The following is a 15,232-nucleotide window of genomic DNA, read 5'->3' on the forward strand; positions in this document are numbered from 1 at the left end:
CGCATCATTCCTTTTATTTAACAATAACCCGTCGTTCTCGGGTTTGTTTTTTCTTTCTCCTTTTTTGGCAAAAGCCATAACGGCAGCACATCCCTGTGCCACCATTCCCATCGACATATTTAGTTCGAATTGTTGGTATCAATCAGCTCATCGAGCGAATTGATATGGACCCCCTGTAGCGTAATCAACGTCGCAGGTTGATGAGTGGTTCCACCGTTACCATCGCGATCAATAGACACCACGGTATTTCCGCCAACATAACTCAGAGTAATATAGTCACCCAGCGTATCGCTGGAACCATTCCAGCCGACCAGCAGCGCCGAAATATCGATATGGTCTCCCTGCGCGACTGAGAAATCGCTCCAGGTATCGCTACCATTGCCTCCGGTGTCGTCATCCGCCAGCAGGTTGTAAACCAGCGTATCGGCCCCCACTCCCATGCTGAAGGTATCATCGTAAGCGGTACTGTGAACGCTATCGTCATTGACGCTGCCGGCGATCTGCGGATGCAGATCGATGGTCAGGTTCGCCGTCGAACTGCCGCCATCACTACTGATAAGGGTATAGGTAAACGTCTCCTTAGCCGTTATGGCGTCGGTATTGACACCATTGTTCAACTGATAGGTGTAACCTCCTTCCCCATTAATGGTCAGGATCCCATATTCACCATACAGCACCGCATTTCCGTTAGAGGCGCTGGTCCCCGTATCGTTAGTTACTGTGCCATCCGAATGGAAGGTCCAGTTGGTCACGACGCCCAGATTATTTTCGCCACTTATCGTAAAGCCGCTATGCAGCGAACCAAGCGTATCCGGTGTGCCATTCGCATCGGAACCGTCGAGAATATTGCCTGCCACGGATTGCGCGACCGTCAGATGCGCATCGGTATGGATCTCGGTTCCTGTCACGCTCGCTGACAGGCTGTAGGTCATCGCCGGGCCAGCCTGCATCGTATGACTAATACTCAGCGTATAATCACCTGCCGCCAGTTGTACCGGGTTGCTGCCGTTGACCAGGTTTAGCGTCGCGGTAGCCGAATCCGCCCCCGGGCTCAAGAGGGTACCGTTGAGGGCCATCTCCAGAGGCCCCGTCCACACCGTGACATCTGTCGTGACTCCGCCAACGGTCACATGATGGATTAACGTGACCGTTCCGGAAAGATCGCCATTCAGTAGTGAAAGGCCACTGGTTCGGTTACCACTCAGGTTGAGAGTGATAGACGCCCCATCCACCTCCCGGCCTTCCGCGATGGTAAAGTTCTGGCTTGTTACTTTCACCGCCGAGGTCGCGCCAGTCTGTACCGCAGCGTTCGTCACCGCAAGATTACTGACGCTTTGCGTCCAGGTGGCCGCTTGCATTGCCGTCGGCGCCGACAGGGAAACGATATCATCTATCGCCACCGCCGGTGTCGATTCAATATTCATCGTCAACGTAGTCGATGAAGTCTGACCCAACGCATCTTCTATCGTATAGGTGAAGACATCGCTTTGACCGGCGCCCGTTGTACCATTGGCATGATAGCTATAACTACCGTCCGCCTTGATGAACAGCGTTCCCCAGGTGCCATTTATAGTGACGCCCTCAGGGGTGACGGTTTCTATCTGCGAACCAAACTGGACGCTGCTTACGGTAATCCCGTTTCCGGTATCGCCGACATCACCATCGCTATCAGTATGCAGAACATTACCCGTCACATATTTGGCCGAATCAGTCACCTCCATACTAATACTGGTGCCCAAATTGAGATTCAGAATCGAGCCGATCACCCCTCCTGTGGTGGGTGACGAAATAACGACCATATAGTTACCGGCGCCAATTCGTTCGAACTCACCTCCCCCCGCATACTCAAGGCTTAATCCAAGGAGACCAGTCGGCGTTGCTGTAATTCCATCCTTAATGACCCCGACAATCTGGTTCGTATCGGTATTGACCAGAATAAGATCCAGGGTGACAGCGCCAAGCGCGATGCTAAGGGCGGTAGACCCTGAAACGCCTAACGTCACATCCTGTTCAGTCCCCTCGGCCACGGTAAACTTAAAGCCATTAGTCGGAAGCGCGACATTCACGGTATTCAGTAACGACAGGCCCGCCACCTGAACGACATTGCCCCCTTGAATATCAAGATTATCCTCGACATTGCCGACGTAATAAGCCTGCGTATCAGGATTGGCCTGGGCGGTTTCGATCTCCTGACCAATATTAATGGTCAGGGTCGTGGTGGATTGCAGTCCATTACCATCCGTAATGGTGTAGGTAAATACATCTGCATTACCTGCTGACCCCGCCTTACCTGATGCCTGATAGCTATAGCTGCCGTCAGCGTTAATAGTCAGGACACCGTAAGCACCGGTTACCGATATTGTGCCGCCATCCACGGAGACAGTCTCGCCTGCGGCAGTGGTGGCTGTTACCGACGTTACCGTAAGATCGGTACCGCTATCGGCCATATCGCCGTTGTCGGATCCCTCCAGTACGTTGCCTGTAACGGTACTTCCGCTATAACCGAGCGAGTCTGTTACCGTTGCCTCAACGAAGGTGGCAACGCCTGCCCCTGCCAGCGTGTTGATCAGGCTCACCAGCACCCCATCAGAATTGGGTGAGGATATCGCCAGCGCATAGTTACCAGCAGGCAGATTCTCAAAGGAAGCGGTGCCGCTATAGACCAACCCACCAAGCAAGGTTGCGCTAATACTCACGCTCCCCGGGTCGATAGCAACAACGCGTCCCGTAGCGATATCAATCACCGACAGATCGGCTGTCAGCGTATTTCCCGCCCCCAGCAGATTGACTATCGACGTTAACAGTCCTGCTGTTGAAAGCAGAGAAACGCCACTGACATCAACCGTCATATCTTCTGTCGTGTTGTTATCCACGTTGAAGCGGAAACTACTGCCAGACAACAGCGACACATTAATCGTGCTCAACAGCGAGACACCAACCAGTTGCGAGAGATTGCCTTCAGTGCCATTAAGGTTGCCGTACTGCTGAATAATCTCAGAACTATTAGTATCAGGTATTGCCTCAACGGAATCGGAGTCGCTGTCGGAGTCAGAATCGCTATCCGAGTCGGAGTCACTGTCAGAGTCTGAATCGCTGTCCGAATCGGAGTCGCTGTCAGAGTCGGAATCGCTGTCAGAATCCGAATCGCTGTCAGAGTCCGAGTCACTGTCGGAATCCGAGTCGCTGTCAGAATCGGAGTCGCTGTCGGAGTCCGAGTCGCTGTCCGAATCCGAGTCGCTGTCCGAATCCGAGTCGCTGTCGGAATCCGAGTCGCTGTCGGAATCCGAGTCGCTGTCGGAATCCGAGTCACTGTCCGAATCCGAGTCGCTGTCCGAATCCGAGTCGCTGTCCGAATCCGAGTCGCTGTCGGAATCCGAATCGCTGTCGGAATCCGAGTCGCTGTCCGAGTCGGAGTCGCTGTCCGAGTCGGAGTCGCTGTCGGAGTCAGAATCCGAATCGGAGTCGCTGTCGGAATCAGAGTCACTGTCCGAGTCCGCATCGCTGTCGGAGTCCGAGTCGCTGTCAGAATCCGAGTCACTGTCAGAGTCAGAATCGCTGTCAGAGTCGGAGTCGCTGTCCGAGTCCGAATCACTGTCAGAATCAGAGTCGCTGTCGGAATCCGAGTCGCTGTCCGAATCCGAATCGCTGTCGGAATCCGAGTCGCTGTCCGAGTCGGAGTCGCTGTCCGAGTCGGAGTCGCTGTCGGAGTCAGAATCCGAATCGGAGTCGCTGTCGGAATCAGAGTCACTGTCCGAGTCCGCATCGCTGTCGGAGTCCGAGTCGCTGTCAGAATCCGAGTCACTGTCAGAGTCAGAATCGCTGTCAGAGTCGGAGTCGCTGTCTGAATCAGAATCACTGTCAGAATCAGAGTCGCTGTCGGAATCCGAGTCGCTGTCAGAGTCCGAGTCGCTATCAGAGTCAGAGTCGCTGTCGGAATCGGAGTCGCTGTCGGAATCCGAGTCACTGTCAGAGTCCGAGTCGCTGTCAGAATCCGAGTCACTGTCAGAGTCGGAATCGCTGTCAGAATCGGAGTCGCTGTCAGAGTCCGAGTCGCTGTCGGAGTCAGAATCGCTGTCAGAGTCCGAGTCGGAGTCAGAATCCGAGTCGCTGTCGGAATCCGCATCGCTGTCAGAGTCGGAGTCGGAGTCGGAGTCGGAGTCGCTGTCGGAGTCAGAATCGCTATCCGAGTCCGCATCGCTGTCAGAGTCGGAGTCGCTGTCTGAATCAGAATCACTGTCAGAATCAGAGTCGCTGTCAGAGTCGGAGTCGCTGTCGGAATCCGAGTCACTGTCCGAGTCCGAGTCGCTGTCGGAGTCGGAGTCACTGTCCGCATCAGCATCTGACTCACCGGTATCGCTTCCTGCCACAATATTAATTGTCAGCGTGGCCGTCGCCATATCACCATTCTCATCCACTATCGTGTAGGTAAAGACATCAGCCTGGCCAACAGCGTCCGCATCGCCAGTCGCCTTATAGGTATAGCTGCCGTCCGCATGGATCGTCAGCTGGCCGTAAAGACCGTTGATCACAACGCCTTCAGACGTCACATCAAGCGGCGTGGTCTGCACGCTGGAGGCGATTTTGCTTACCGTAATGCCATCCCCGGTGTCTGCGACATCACCGCCTGCATCTGCAGTCAGCACGTTGCCGGCAATTGCCGTCGAGGTGTACTGCGTAGAGTCTGTGATCGTCGCCTGCGCAACCGACAGCAGATTGGCTGAAGCCAGTTCATCAACCACTGCGGCCAGCGCGCCGGAAGCCTGTGGTGAAGAAACCACCACCGCGTAGTTCCCTGCCGGCAGGTCGCTGAAGGTCGCGCTGCCGGAGTAAACCAGATTGAGCAGCGCCAGAGATGGCGTCAGGCTCACGGCATCCGGAATAATCTGCACCACCTCACCGGTGTCGGTATTCACTATCGACAGATCGGCGGTGATAGATGAAGCACCTCCCACCAGTTGTCCCACCAGTGCCAGTACCGACTGCAGACTCAGCAACGTTGAACCGGTAACAGCTATCGTCACGTCCTCAGTGGTTCCTTCACTAACCGAGAACTTCGTTGAGTTTGCCGCCAGCAGGGAGACATCCACCGTATTGAGTAAGGAGACGCCGAGCAGCTGGCTTGCGGTTCCGGTCACGTTGTTAAGATTGCCCTCTACGGTATCGATAGCCGCGGTATGGGTATCATCATTTGCCTGCGGTTCGGTATCCGAATCCGAGTCGCTGTCCGAGTCGGAGTCAGAATCGGAGTCGCTGTCAGAATCCGAGTCACTGTCAGAGTCGGAGTCGCTGTCAGAATCCGAGTCGGAGTCGCTGTCAGAGTCAGAGTCGCTGTCAGAATCGGAGTCACTGTCAGAGTCCGAGTCGCTGTCGGAGTCGGAGTCGGAGTCACTGTCGGAATCCGAGTCGCTGTCCGAGTCCGAATCACTGTCGGAATCGGAGTCGCTGTCCGAGTCTGAATCGCTGTCGGAATCCGAGTCGCTGTCGGAGTCGGAATCCGAGTCGCTGTCAGAATCCGAATCGCTGTCGGAGTCAGAGTCGGAGTCAGAATCCGAGTCGCTGTCAGAATCGGAGTCACTGTCAGAGTCAGAATCGCTATCCGAGTCAGAATCACTGTCGGAATCTGAGTCGGAGTCGCTGTCTGAATCCGCATCGCTGTCGGAGTCCGAATCGCTGTCAGAGTCAGAATCGCTATCGGAATCTGAATCGCTGTCTGAGTCCGAATCGCTGTCTGAATCGGAGTCACTGTCGGAATCGGAGTCGCTGTCGGAGTCCGAGTCGCTGTCGGAATCCGAATCGCTATCCGAGTCAGAATCACTGTCGGAGTCAGAGTCAGAGTCGCTGTCAGAATCCGCATCGCTGTCTGAATCGGAGTCGCTGTCAGAGTCCGAATCACTGTCAGAGTCCGAATCGCTGTCCGAGTCCGCATCGCTGTCCGAATCGGAGTCACTGTCAGAGTCCGAGTCGCTGTCGGAGTCAGAATCGGAGTCGCTGTCGGAATCCGAGTCGCTGTCAGAGTCCGAATCGCTGTCAGAATCCGAGTCACTGTCAGAATCCGAGTCGCTGTCTGAATCGGAGTCGCTGTCTGAGTCGGAGTCACTGTCAGAATCGGAGTCGCTGTCGGAGTCTGAATCGCTGTCGGAATCCGAGTCGCTGTCGGAGTCGGAATCGCTGTCGGAATCCGAGTCACTGTCAGAGTCCGAATCACTGTCGGAATCGGAGTCGCTGTCCGAGTCGGAGTCGCTGTCGGAGTCCGAGTCGCTGTCGGAATCAGAGTCACTGTCGGAATCAGAGTCACTATCTGAATCGGAGTCGGAGTCGGAGTCGCTGTCGGAGTCCGAGTCACTGTCGGAGTCCGAGTCGCTGTCGGAATCCGAGTCGCTGTCGGAATCCGAGTCGCTGTCAGAATCGGAGTCACTGTCTGAATCCGCATCGCTGTCAGAGTCTGAATCGCTGTCGGAGTCAGAATCCGAGTCGGAGTCTGAGTCGCTGTCGGAGTCAGAATCGGAGTCGCTGTCGGAGTCGGAGTCACTGTCAGAGTCCGAATCGCTGTCAGAATCGGAGTCGCTGTCGGAGTCAGAATCCGAGTCGGAGTCTGAATCGCTGTCAGAATCGGAATCCGAGTCGGAGTCCGAGTCACTGTCAGAATCCGAATCGCTGTCAGAGTCCGAGTCACTGTCGGAATCCGAGTCGCTGTCTGAATCGGAGTCACTGTCAGAGTCAGAATCGCTGTCGGAATCCGAGTCACTGTCGGAATCCGAGTCGCTGTCAGAATCGGAGTCGCTGTCGGAGTCCGAGTCGCTGTCCGAGTCCGAATCGCTGTCGGAGTCCGAGTCGCTGTCAGAGTCGGAGTCGCTGTCAGAGTCCGAGTCGCTGTCCGAATCCGAGTCACTGTCTGAATCCGAATCGCTGTCAGAGTCCGAGTCGCTGTCCGAATCCGAGTCACTGTCTGAATCCGAATCGCTGTCAGAGTCCGAGTCGCTGTCAGAATCCGAATCGCTGTCTGAATCGGAGTCGCTATCGGAGTCAGAATCCGAGTCGGAGTCGCTGTCGGAATCCGAGTCGCTGTCTGAATCGGAGTCGCTGTCTGAATCGGAGTCGCTGTCGGAATCCGAGTCACTGTCAGAGTCCGAGTCGCTGTCGGAGTCAGAATCGCTGTCAGAGTCCGAGTCGGAGTCAGAATCCGAATCCGAGTCGCTGTCAGAGTCCGAATCACTGTCGGAATCGGAGTCACTGTCCGAGTCCGCATCGCTGTCGGAATCCGAGTCACTGTCAGAATCCGAATCACTGTCAGAATCCGAATCGCTGTCGGAATCCGAGTCACTGTCGGAATCCGAGTCGCTGTCGGAGTCAGAGTCACTGTCAGAATCGGAGTCGCTGTCTGAGTCCGAGTCGCTGTCGGAGTCCGAGTCGCTGTCGGAGTCAGAATCACTGTCAGAATCTGAGTCACTGTCCGAATCCGAGTCACTGTCAGAATCCGAATCACTGTCGGAATCTGAATCGCTGTCAGAGTCCGAGTCGCTGTCAGAATCCGCATCGCTGTCTGAATCGGAGTCGCTGTCCGAGTCGGAGTCAGAATCCGAATCGCTGTCTGAGTCGGAGTCACTGTCAGAGTCCGAATCCGAATCCGAGTCGCTGTCGGAGTCAGAATCGCTGTCGGAGTCACTGTCAGAGTCAGAATCCGAGTCGCTGTCAGAATCCGAATCGCTGTCGGAGTCAGAGTCGGAGTCAGAATCCGAGTCGCTGTCAGAGTCCGAGTCACTGTCTGAATCAGAGTCGCTGTCGGAGTCAGAGTCGGAGTCGGAATCCGAATCGCTGTCGGAATCCGAGTCGCTGTCTGAATCCGCATCGCTGTCGGAGTCCGAGTCGCTGTCCGAATCCGAATCGCTGTCTGAGTCGGAGTCGGAGTCGGAATCCGAATCGCTGTCGGAATCCGAGTCGCTGTCTGAATCCGCATCGCTGTCGGAGTCCGAGTCGCTGTCCGAATCCGAATCGCTGTCTGAGTCGGAGTCGCTGTCGGAATCCGCATCGCTGTCGGAATCCGCATCGCTGTCGGAATCCGAATCACTGTCAGAATCCGAGTCGCTGTCGGAGTCGGAGTCAGAGTCGGAATCGCTGTCTGAATCGGAGTCGCTGTCTGAATCGGAGTCGCTGTCGGAATCCGAGTCACTGTCAGAGTCACTGTCCGAGTCAGAATCGGAGTCACTGTCAGAATCAGAGTCACTGTCCGAGTCCGCATCGCTGTCGGAGTCAGAATCCGAATCCGAGTCGCTGTCGGAATCCGAGTCACTGTCAGAGTCAGAATCGCTGTCAGAGTCAGAATCCGAATCACTATCAGCATCGGAGTCTGTATCATCAATGTTAGAATGAGATGAGTGATCTTTATCAGATGATCCCGCAATCATCGCGCCCACCCCCAGCAGTGCCGCCCCAGCCATTACCCATGGAGCAATGCTATCACCAGAACTGCCAGCAACTAGTAATCCTGAAATATCGCTGATGAGAGAATAATGGGCATCGCTGGTTCCTGCCCCTTCAAGCCACCACAGAGCCCCACTATCGTCATCCTGTAAAACTAAATCGCTATGATGCCCACTGGCATCATTAACAAAAAAGTTTTTCAGCGTAAGCGTACTGCCATCGTTTATCTTCAGAACAAGATCATTACCTTGCCTCGAGAACGAACTGATGTCCTCTCGCTTAATATGCAACACGACAACTGACTGCGTGTTCAAGTTAACTTGATTACCATCGATGGTGTATTTCACACCTGTGTCTTTTGCTGTGATATTTATATTTTTCATCAGGACGCACCCTTGGGATGAAGACGCAGTCAGAGGTTTTGAGATAATTCTTACTTATGCATCTTATTAGATATACCAGAAACCACGGGGCCGCAAGGATGTTAAGAAACAAAACTGAAATACATTGAAACAAAACAACTGATTGATAAATAAGACAATAAAACAGAGAATCACACTTCTATACTCTTTTATTTTTCATGCCAGGTTTTCATTTCATTAAGAACTCGTTTGGCAAAAAAAAATTATACTTCCTGGCTTCGTCATATCTTTCTATCGTTTTTTTTCATCGTTCACCTCAAAAAATGAGACCTTTGTCACGGAATTGCAATATTCAAATCACCTCCATTTTTTAATAATTAAAATAATTACCGCATTAATAACCTTAATTAAAACATGCCTTAAAAAAATGAAAAAATTCGAGTCTGAGTGTTTTTTTATTATTCCACATAATTAGCATGGCTATCTGTGATTAATAAAGACATTATATTCCACAAGGTTATTTCCACTCTATAAATTTTCAAATGAACAACGAAACGTTTCGCTAAGAAAACATAAATAATGCGAATTTTATTTATTAGAGAAGGATAAAAAAACCCGCTAATGCGGGTTATTTTTACTTAGCCAGCCCCAGTCGCGGTAGCTCAATGGCCGGACAACGATCCATCACCACCTTTAACCCGGCTTCTCGGGCCAGCACCGCGGCCTGTTCATTGATCACCCCCAGCTGCAGCCACAGCGTTTTCGCGCCGATAGCAATCGCCTCCTGCGCCACGCCCCATGCCGCTTCTGAATTACGGAAGACATCAACCATGTCGACCTTTTCCGGAACATCGGCAAGCGTTCCATAGCCCTGCTGCCCCAACAGCGTCTTGCCTGCCACCTTCGGCGAAACCGGGATAACGTGATACCCCTGATCCAGCAGATACTTCATGACCCGGTAGCTAGGACGGTCAGGTTTGTCGCTGGCGCCGACCAGCGCAATCGTCCGTGTCGAGGTCAGGATTTCGGCAATATCGTTCTCTTTCATGGTTTCCTCCTGCTATTTCACCTAAGTGTATGCTAATCCGCAGCAGGGGGCCATCCAGGCTAACCCGCAGATTCAGCAAAATTTTCATCCCTGATGCTTGCAGCGACAGCCACATTCAGTAATCTGTCAGCAGGTCAAAATGCGGAATGAAAATATGGAACTGACAACACGTACCCTGCCTGCGCAAAAACATATCGCGCTGGTGGCTCACGATCACTGTAAAGATATGCTGATGAAATGGGTTGCTCGCCATCAGGCGCTGCTGGCACAACATGTTTTGTACGCCACCGGCACTACCGGCAACCTGGTCTCCCGGGCTACCGGGCTGGAGGTCAATGCCATGCTGAGCGGCCCGATGGGCGGCGACCAGCAGGTGGGTGCCCTCATTTCAGAAGGGAAAATCGACGTGCTGATCTTCTTCTGGGATCCGCTGAACGCCGTTCCCCACGACCCGGATGTCAAAGCCTTGCTGCGTCTGGCCACGGTCTGGAACATTCCGGTCGCCACTAACGTCTCCACCGCTGACTTTATTATCCAGTCGCCGCACTTCGCTCAACCGCTCGATATTCTGATCCCGGATTATCCGCGATATCTTGCCGAGCGCCTGAAATAATCGAACCGCGATCACGGCTTTCTGGCCACAGGCACATCCAGCGCCTGCAGGATCTCGACAAACGGCGACGGTTGCGCCTTGTTAAATAACAGCCACACCCGGTGACGGGCGCGGGTTATGGCCACGTAAAGCAGTCGACGTTCCTCCGCATCCGGAAAATCTTCCGGTTGCGGCAGGAGCGCCTCCTCTATGATCGACTCGCGCGCTGGGGCCGGAAACGCATCCACTCCCTCCTGCAGTCCCAGCACAATGACATAGTCGGCCTGCTGACCTTTGCTGGCGTGAATAGTCATAAAATCAAGCTGGAGGTGCGGCCAGCGCGTCGCCGCTTGATCAAGCGCCTCGGGTTTCAGATGATGGTAGCGGGCAAGCAGCAGGATCCGCTGCTCGGGCTTAACGTAACCGCTCAATTTATCCAGAAGATCGTCCAGCTTATCGTCGGCTAACAGAGTGACGGCCTTTTTATCTCCCGCGGTCAGGCTGTTCAGCGGTTTGCTTAACTGATGCGGATTCTGCTGGATAAAACCATTGGCTATTTCGCCGATACGCCCGTTAAAGCGATAGGTGGTATCCAGCGCACAGCAGTCGCCTTCGCCAAAGTAGTGGTTGAACGCGGTGGTCAGGGAGAGCTGCGCCCCGCTGAACCGGTAAATCGCCTGCCAGTCATCGCCAACGGCAAAGAGCGTGGTTTGGCTATTTTGCCGGCGTAACGCGGCCAGCAGCGAGGCTCGCTGCGGCGAAATATCCTGAAATTCATCCACCAGAATGTGTTTCCACGGGCTAACGAAGCGGCCTTTATCGAGAATATTGACCGCCTGATGGATCAGACCGGAAAAATCGACCGCATTCTCCGCCTTCAGCGCCGCCTTCCACTCTTTCAGCAGGGGCGACATCAACTTCACCCGTTTACTGAACAGATCGCGTACCGCATCCGGCGCGCCGGCGATCATCTCTGCCTGGGAGCCGCCGTGCATGCGCATCAGGCTGACCCAGCGGTCAAGCCGGCTGGCCATCCGCCGCTGCACCTTTTTATCCTGCCAGAAGTCTCCCTCCGGCAGTTGCCAGCCCATCTCCTCTTCCAGCCACAGGCGCCAGCCTTTCGCCTGCGCTTTTTTCTCCTGGCACTGCTTTTGCCAGCTTTTCAGCAGCAATGCATGGCGGGCCGCAGTATCGCTTTCCAGCTTACTGATGGTGGGCACTTTTTTGCTGCCCTGCTGGATAATATGCAGCGCCAGCGAGTGGAAGGTGCGGGCGGTAATATCGTCTGATGCCAGACGCTCGCGGATCCGCTCATCCATTTCCTGCGCCGCCTGGCGGCCGAATGCCAGCAGCAGAATTTGCTCTGCCGCCGCTTCTCCCCGCGCCAGCAGCCAGCCCGCTCGAGCCACCAGCACCGAGGTTTTACCACTGCCCGCTCCCGCCAGCACCAGCAGGGAGCGCTCGCCGTTCACCACCGCTCGCGCCTGCGACGGATTGAGCGGGGAGGATTCCACGCCGTCAAAAAAGCCGCGATACTGTTCCAGCATCGCCTCGGTAAAGGCCTGGTTATGGGCCTGACGCGCCGCTTCAATATCCCCTAACCAGCGCTGACATTCCCGCCACAGCTCCCGGCAGTTATCAAAGGCGTCAAGCCGGCTGGTGGGCATCGGCAGCCCGGTTAACGCATGGCGAATATTATCCTGAACATCCGCCACCTGCTGACGCGTCAGCCACTTACCTTCTGCCCGGGTGCGTTCGATAGCTGTAAGCTGCTGCTTCAGCACCCCGGCGGCGATATCGCTCATTTCCGTGCTCCACTGCTGCCAGAGCGTGTGTAAATGGTGATAAAAGCGCTGCGTTTCGCTCCATTCGGTACCGTGCAAACGCACGACTTTATCGTCCGGCAGCACAAACTCCAGTTCGCCCCAGACCAGACCGCGCTTACAATGCACTGACAATAACTGATTGAAAGGGATAAGATACTCATGACGATCGCCGGAAACCTTTACCCCGGCATTCAGTAACTGCACCCTGTCATAAGGATGCTGAGCCATGCGTTTGCCCAATGTTGTCGCTTTAAGTTCCATATAATGTCGATTTTCAATCAGGGTGGATTGTTTTTCAGTTTAACCGCCCCGGACCAGGTGCTCCAGCGCAAAAAAACGTTACAATTGTCAGGTCTTATTATCCACAGGGCAAAACCGAGGCTTTATGCGTACCATTCTGAATATTTTGAACTTTATCCTTGGCGGTTTCGCCACCACTTTAGGCTGGCTGCTCGCCACCCTGGTCAGCATTATGCTGATCGTCACGCTGCCGCTGACTCGTTCCTGCTGGGAAATCACTCGCCTTTCGTTATTTCCTTATGGTAACGAGGCGATTCATGTTGATGAGCTCGAGCCAGGTCGCCAAAACAGCCTGCTGAACGCCGGCGGCACCATCCTGAACATTCTGTGGTTCATTTTTTTCGGCTGGTGGTTGTGCCTGATGCATATTTTCAGCGGCATCGCCCAATGCCTGACTATCATTGGCATCCCGGTGGGGATCGCTAATTTTAAAATCGCCGCCATCGCCCTCTGGCCGGTGGGTCGCCGGGTCGTCTCTGTGGAAACCGCGCGCGCCGCGCGCGAAGCCAATGCGCGTCGTCGCTTTCAGTAACCGAACGGAACACGGACATGATTAGCCCCCTGCTACGCCGCTACACCTGGAACAGCGCCTGGCTTTATAACGTACGCATTTTTATTGCGCTCTGCGGCACGACGTTGTTTCCCTGGTGGATCGGCGAAGTCAAACTGACCATCCCCCTCACCCTCGGCGTCGTGGCCGCGGCGCTGACCGACCTTGATGACCGTCTGGCGGGCCGTCTGCGCAACCTCGCCATTACTCTGGTTTGCTTTTTTATCGCCTCCGCCTCCGTGGAGCTGCTGTTTCCGTGGCCGCCGCTGTTTGCCCTTGGTCTGACCGTGTCTACCATCGGCTTTATTTTGCTTGGCGGCCTCGGACAGCGCTATGCGACCATTGCCTTCGGCGCCCTGCTTATCGCCATCTACACCATGCTCGGCGTCACGCTGTACGATCACTGGTATCTGCAGCCGTTGTTCCTGCTGGCGGGAGCCGTGTGGTACAACCTGCTGACGTTGTCCGGCCATCTGCTTTTTCCAATTCGTCCACTGCAGGACAACCTGGCGCGTAGCTATGAGCAACTGGCCCGCTATCTGGAGCTCAAATCCCGGCTGTTTGATCCAGACCTTGAGGATGAGAGCCAGGCGCCGCTGTACGATCTGGCCCTCGCCAACGGCCAACTGGTGGCGACCCTTAACCAAACCAAGGTCTCACTGTTGACCCGACTACGAGGCGACCGGGGACAGCGTGGTACTCGTCGTACGCTGCAGTATTACTTTGTGGCCCAGGATATTCATGAACGCGCCAGCTCATCGCATATTCAGTACCAGACCCTGCGCGACCAGTTCCGCTACAGCGATGTGATGTTCCGTTTCCAGCGCATGCTTTCGATGCAGGCGCAGGCCTGCCAGAAACTCTCGCGGGCGATTCTGCTGCGCGAACCCTATCAACATGATGCCCATTTCGAACGGGCGTTTATGCATCTCGATGCGGCACTTGAGCGCGTACGCGCCAGCGGCGCATCCGATGAGCAGCTCAACGCCCTTGGCTATTTACTCAATAACCTGCGCGCCATTGATGCTCAGCTGGCCACGATTGAATCGGTGCAAACCACCGCGCCCGCCGGGAGTAATACAGAGACGCTGCTGGCCGACGACAGGCTAGGCGGACTGAACGATATCTGGCTGCGCCTGCAGCGCAATATGTCGCCAGAGTCAGCCCTCTTTCGCCACGCGGTGCGTATGTCGCTGGTGCTCTGCGCCGGCTATGCCTTTATCCAGTTTACCGGGCTTCAGCACGGCTACTGGATCCTGCTGACCAGTTTGTTCGTCTGTCAGCCGAACTATAACGCCACCCGCCATCGCCTGGCGTTGCGGATCATCGGCACGCTGGTCGGGGTGGCGATCGGCCTGCCGGTCCTCCTGCTGGTACCGTCGGTTGAAGGGCAGCTGCTGCTGATCGTCCTCACCGGCGTGCTGTTCTTCGCCTTTCGTAACGTGCAGTACGCCCATGCCACCATGTTTATTACGCTGCTGGTGCTGCTGTGCTTTAACCTGCTTGGCGAAGGTTTTGAAGTCGCGCTGCCGCGCATCATTGATACGCTGATCGGCTGCGCCATCGCCTGGGCGGCGGTCAGCTTCATCTGGCCGGACTGGAAATTCCGCAACCTGCCGCGGGCGCTGGACCGGGCGCTAAACGCGAACTGCCGTTATCTGGATGCCATCCTGGAGCAGTACCACCAGGGGCGCGACAACCGGCTGGCCTACCGTGTCGCACGCCGTGACGCCTACAACCGCGATGCGGAGCTGGCTTCCGTCGTCTCGAACTTGTCGACGGAACCACGGGCGGATGCCGCCCAGCGTGAGACCGCCTTTCGCCTGCTGTGCCTCAATCATACCTTCACCAGCTACATTTCCGCTCTCGGCGCGCATCGGGAAAAACTGTCCACGCCGGACATCCTCGCCCTGCTCGATGATGCGGTCTGCTATGTCGATGATGCCCTGCATCATACCCCAGCGGATGAACAGCGAGTGCAGAAGGCGTTGACCAGCTTGCAAAGCCGGATCCACCATCTGGAGCCTCGCGCGGACAGTAAAGAGCCCCTGGTGTTACAGCAGATTGGCCTGCTGCTGGCGCTGTTGCCTGAAATCTGCCGCCTGCAGCAGCGGGTACACGCTCAAACGGAATAAC

Annotated in this window: 6 protein-coding genes; 3 read left to right on the forward strand and 3 right to left on the reverse strand. The window is 55.2% G+C overall.

Features of this window, described 5'->3' with window-relative positions; genetic code table 11:
• Window positions 1-119: 119 nt before the first annotated feature.
• Together LGM20_RS16570 and LGM20_RS16575 are read right to left on the reverse strand one after the other, a co-directional pair.
• Complete coding sequence (locus LGM20_RS16570) at window positions 120-8,801, reverse strand: BapA/Bap/LapF family prefix-like domain-containing protein (RefSeq protein WP_224222686.1); 8,682 nt, start codon at window positions 8,799-8,801, stop codon at window positions 120-122.
• A gap of 613 nt (window positions 8,802-9,414) precedes the next feature.
• Window positions 9,415-9,828 (reverse strand): CoA-binding protein, encoded by a 414-nt coding sequence (locus tag LGM20_RS16575; RefSeq protein WP_044521947.1) that lies wholly within the window; start codon window positions 9,826-9,828, stop codon window positions 9,415-9,417.
• Between the two features lie 154 nt (window positions 9,829-9,982).
• Here LGM20_RS16575 and mgsA point away from each other — a divergent pair, with 154 nt between their 5' ends.
• Entirely contained in the window at window positions 9,983-10,441 is a 459-nt protein-coding gene (gene mgsA / locus LGM20_RS16580) for a methylglyoxal synthase (RefSeq protein WP_004201439.1), read from the forward strand.
• 11 nt (window positions 10,442-10,452) lie between these two features.
• On the opposite strand, the gene helD is transcribed toward mgsA, so the two are convergent.
• Complete coding sequence (gene helD, locus LGM20_RS16585; RefSeq protein ID WP_044521945.1) at window positions 10,453-12,507, reverse strand: DNA helicase IV; 2,055 nt, start codon at window positions 12,505-12,507, stop codon at window positions 10,453-10,455.
• Window positions 12,508-12,631: 124 nt separating this feature from the next.
• Here helD and LGM20_RS16590 point away from each other — a divergent pair, with 124 nt between their 5' ends.
• Both LGM20_RS16590 and yccS read left to right on the forward strand, forming a co-directional pair.
• The gene (locus tag LGM20_RS16590; protein ID WP_004201437.1) at window positions 12,632-13,078 is read left to right on the forward strand and encodes a YccF domain-containing protein; all 447 of its coding nucleotides are present in this window, start codon (window positions 12,632-12,634) and stop codon (window positions 13,076-13,078) included.
• Window positions 13,079-13,095: 17 nt separating this feature from the next.
• Window positions 13,096-15,231 (forward strand): YccS family putative transporter, encoded by a 2,136-nt coding sequence (gene yccS / locus LGM20_RS16595; protein WP_044521942.1) that lies wholly within the window; start codon window positions 13,096-13,098, stop codon window positions 15,229-15,231.
• Window position 15,232 lies beyond the last annotated feature (1 nt).

Origin of the sequence: Klebsiella quasipneumoniae subsp. quasipneumoniae (genome assembly GCF_020525925.1) — a bacterium.
Classification (GTDB): domain Bacteria; phylum Pseudomonadota; class Gammaproteobacteria; order Enterobacterales; family Enterobacteriaceae; genus Klebsiella; species Klebsiella quasipneumoniae.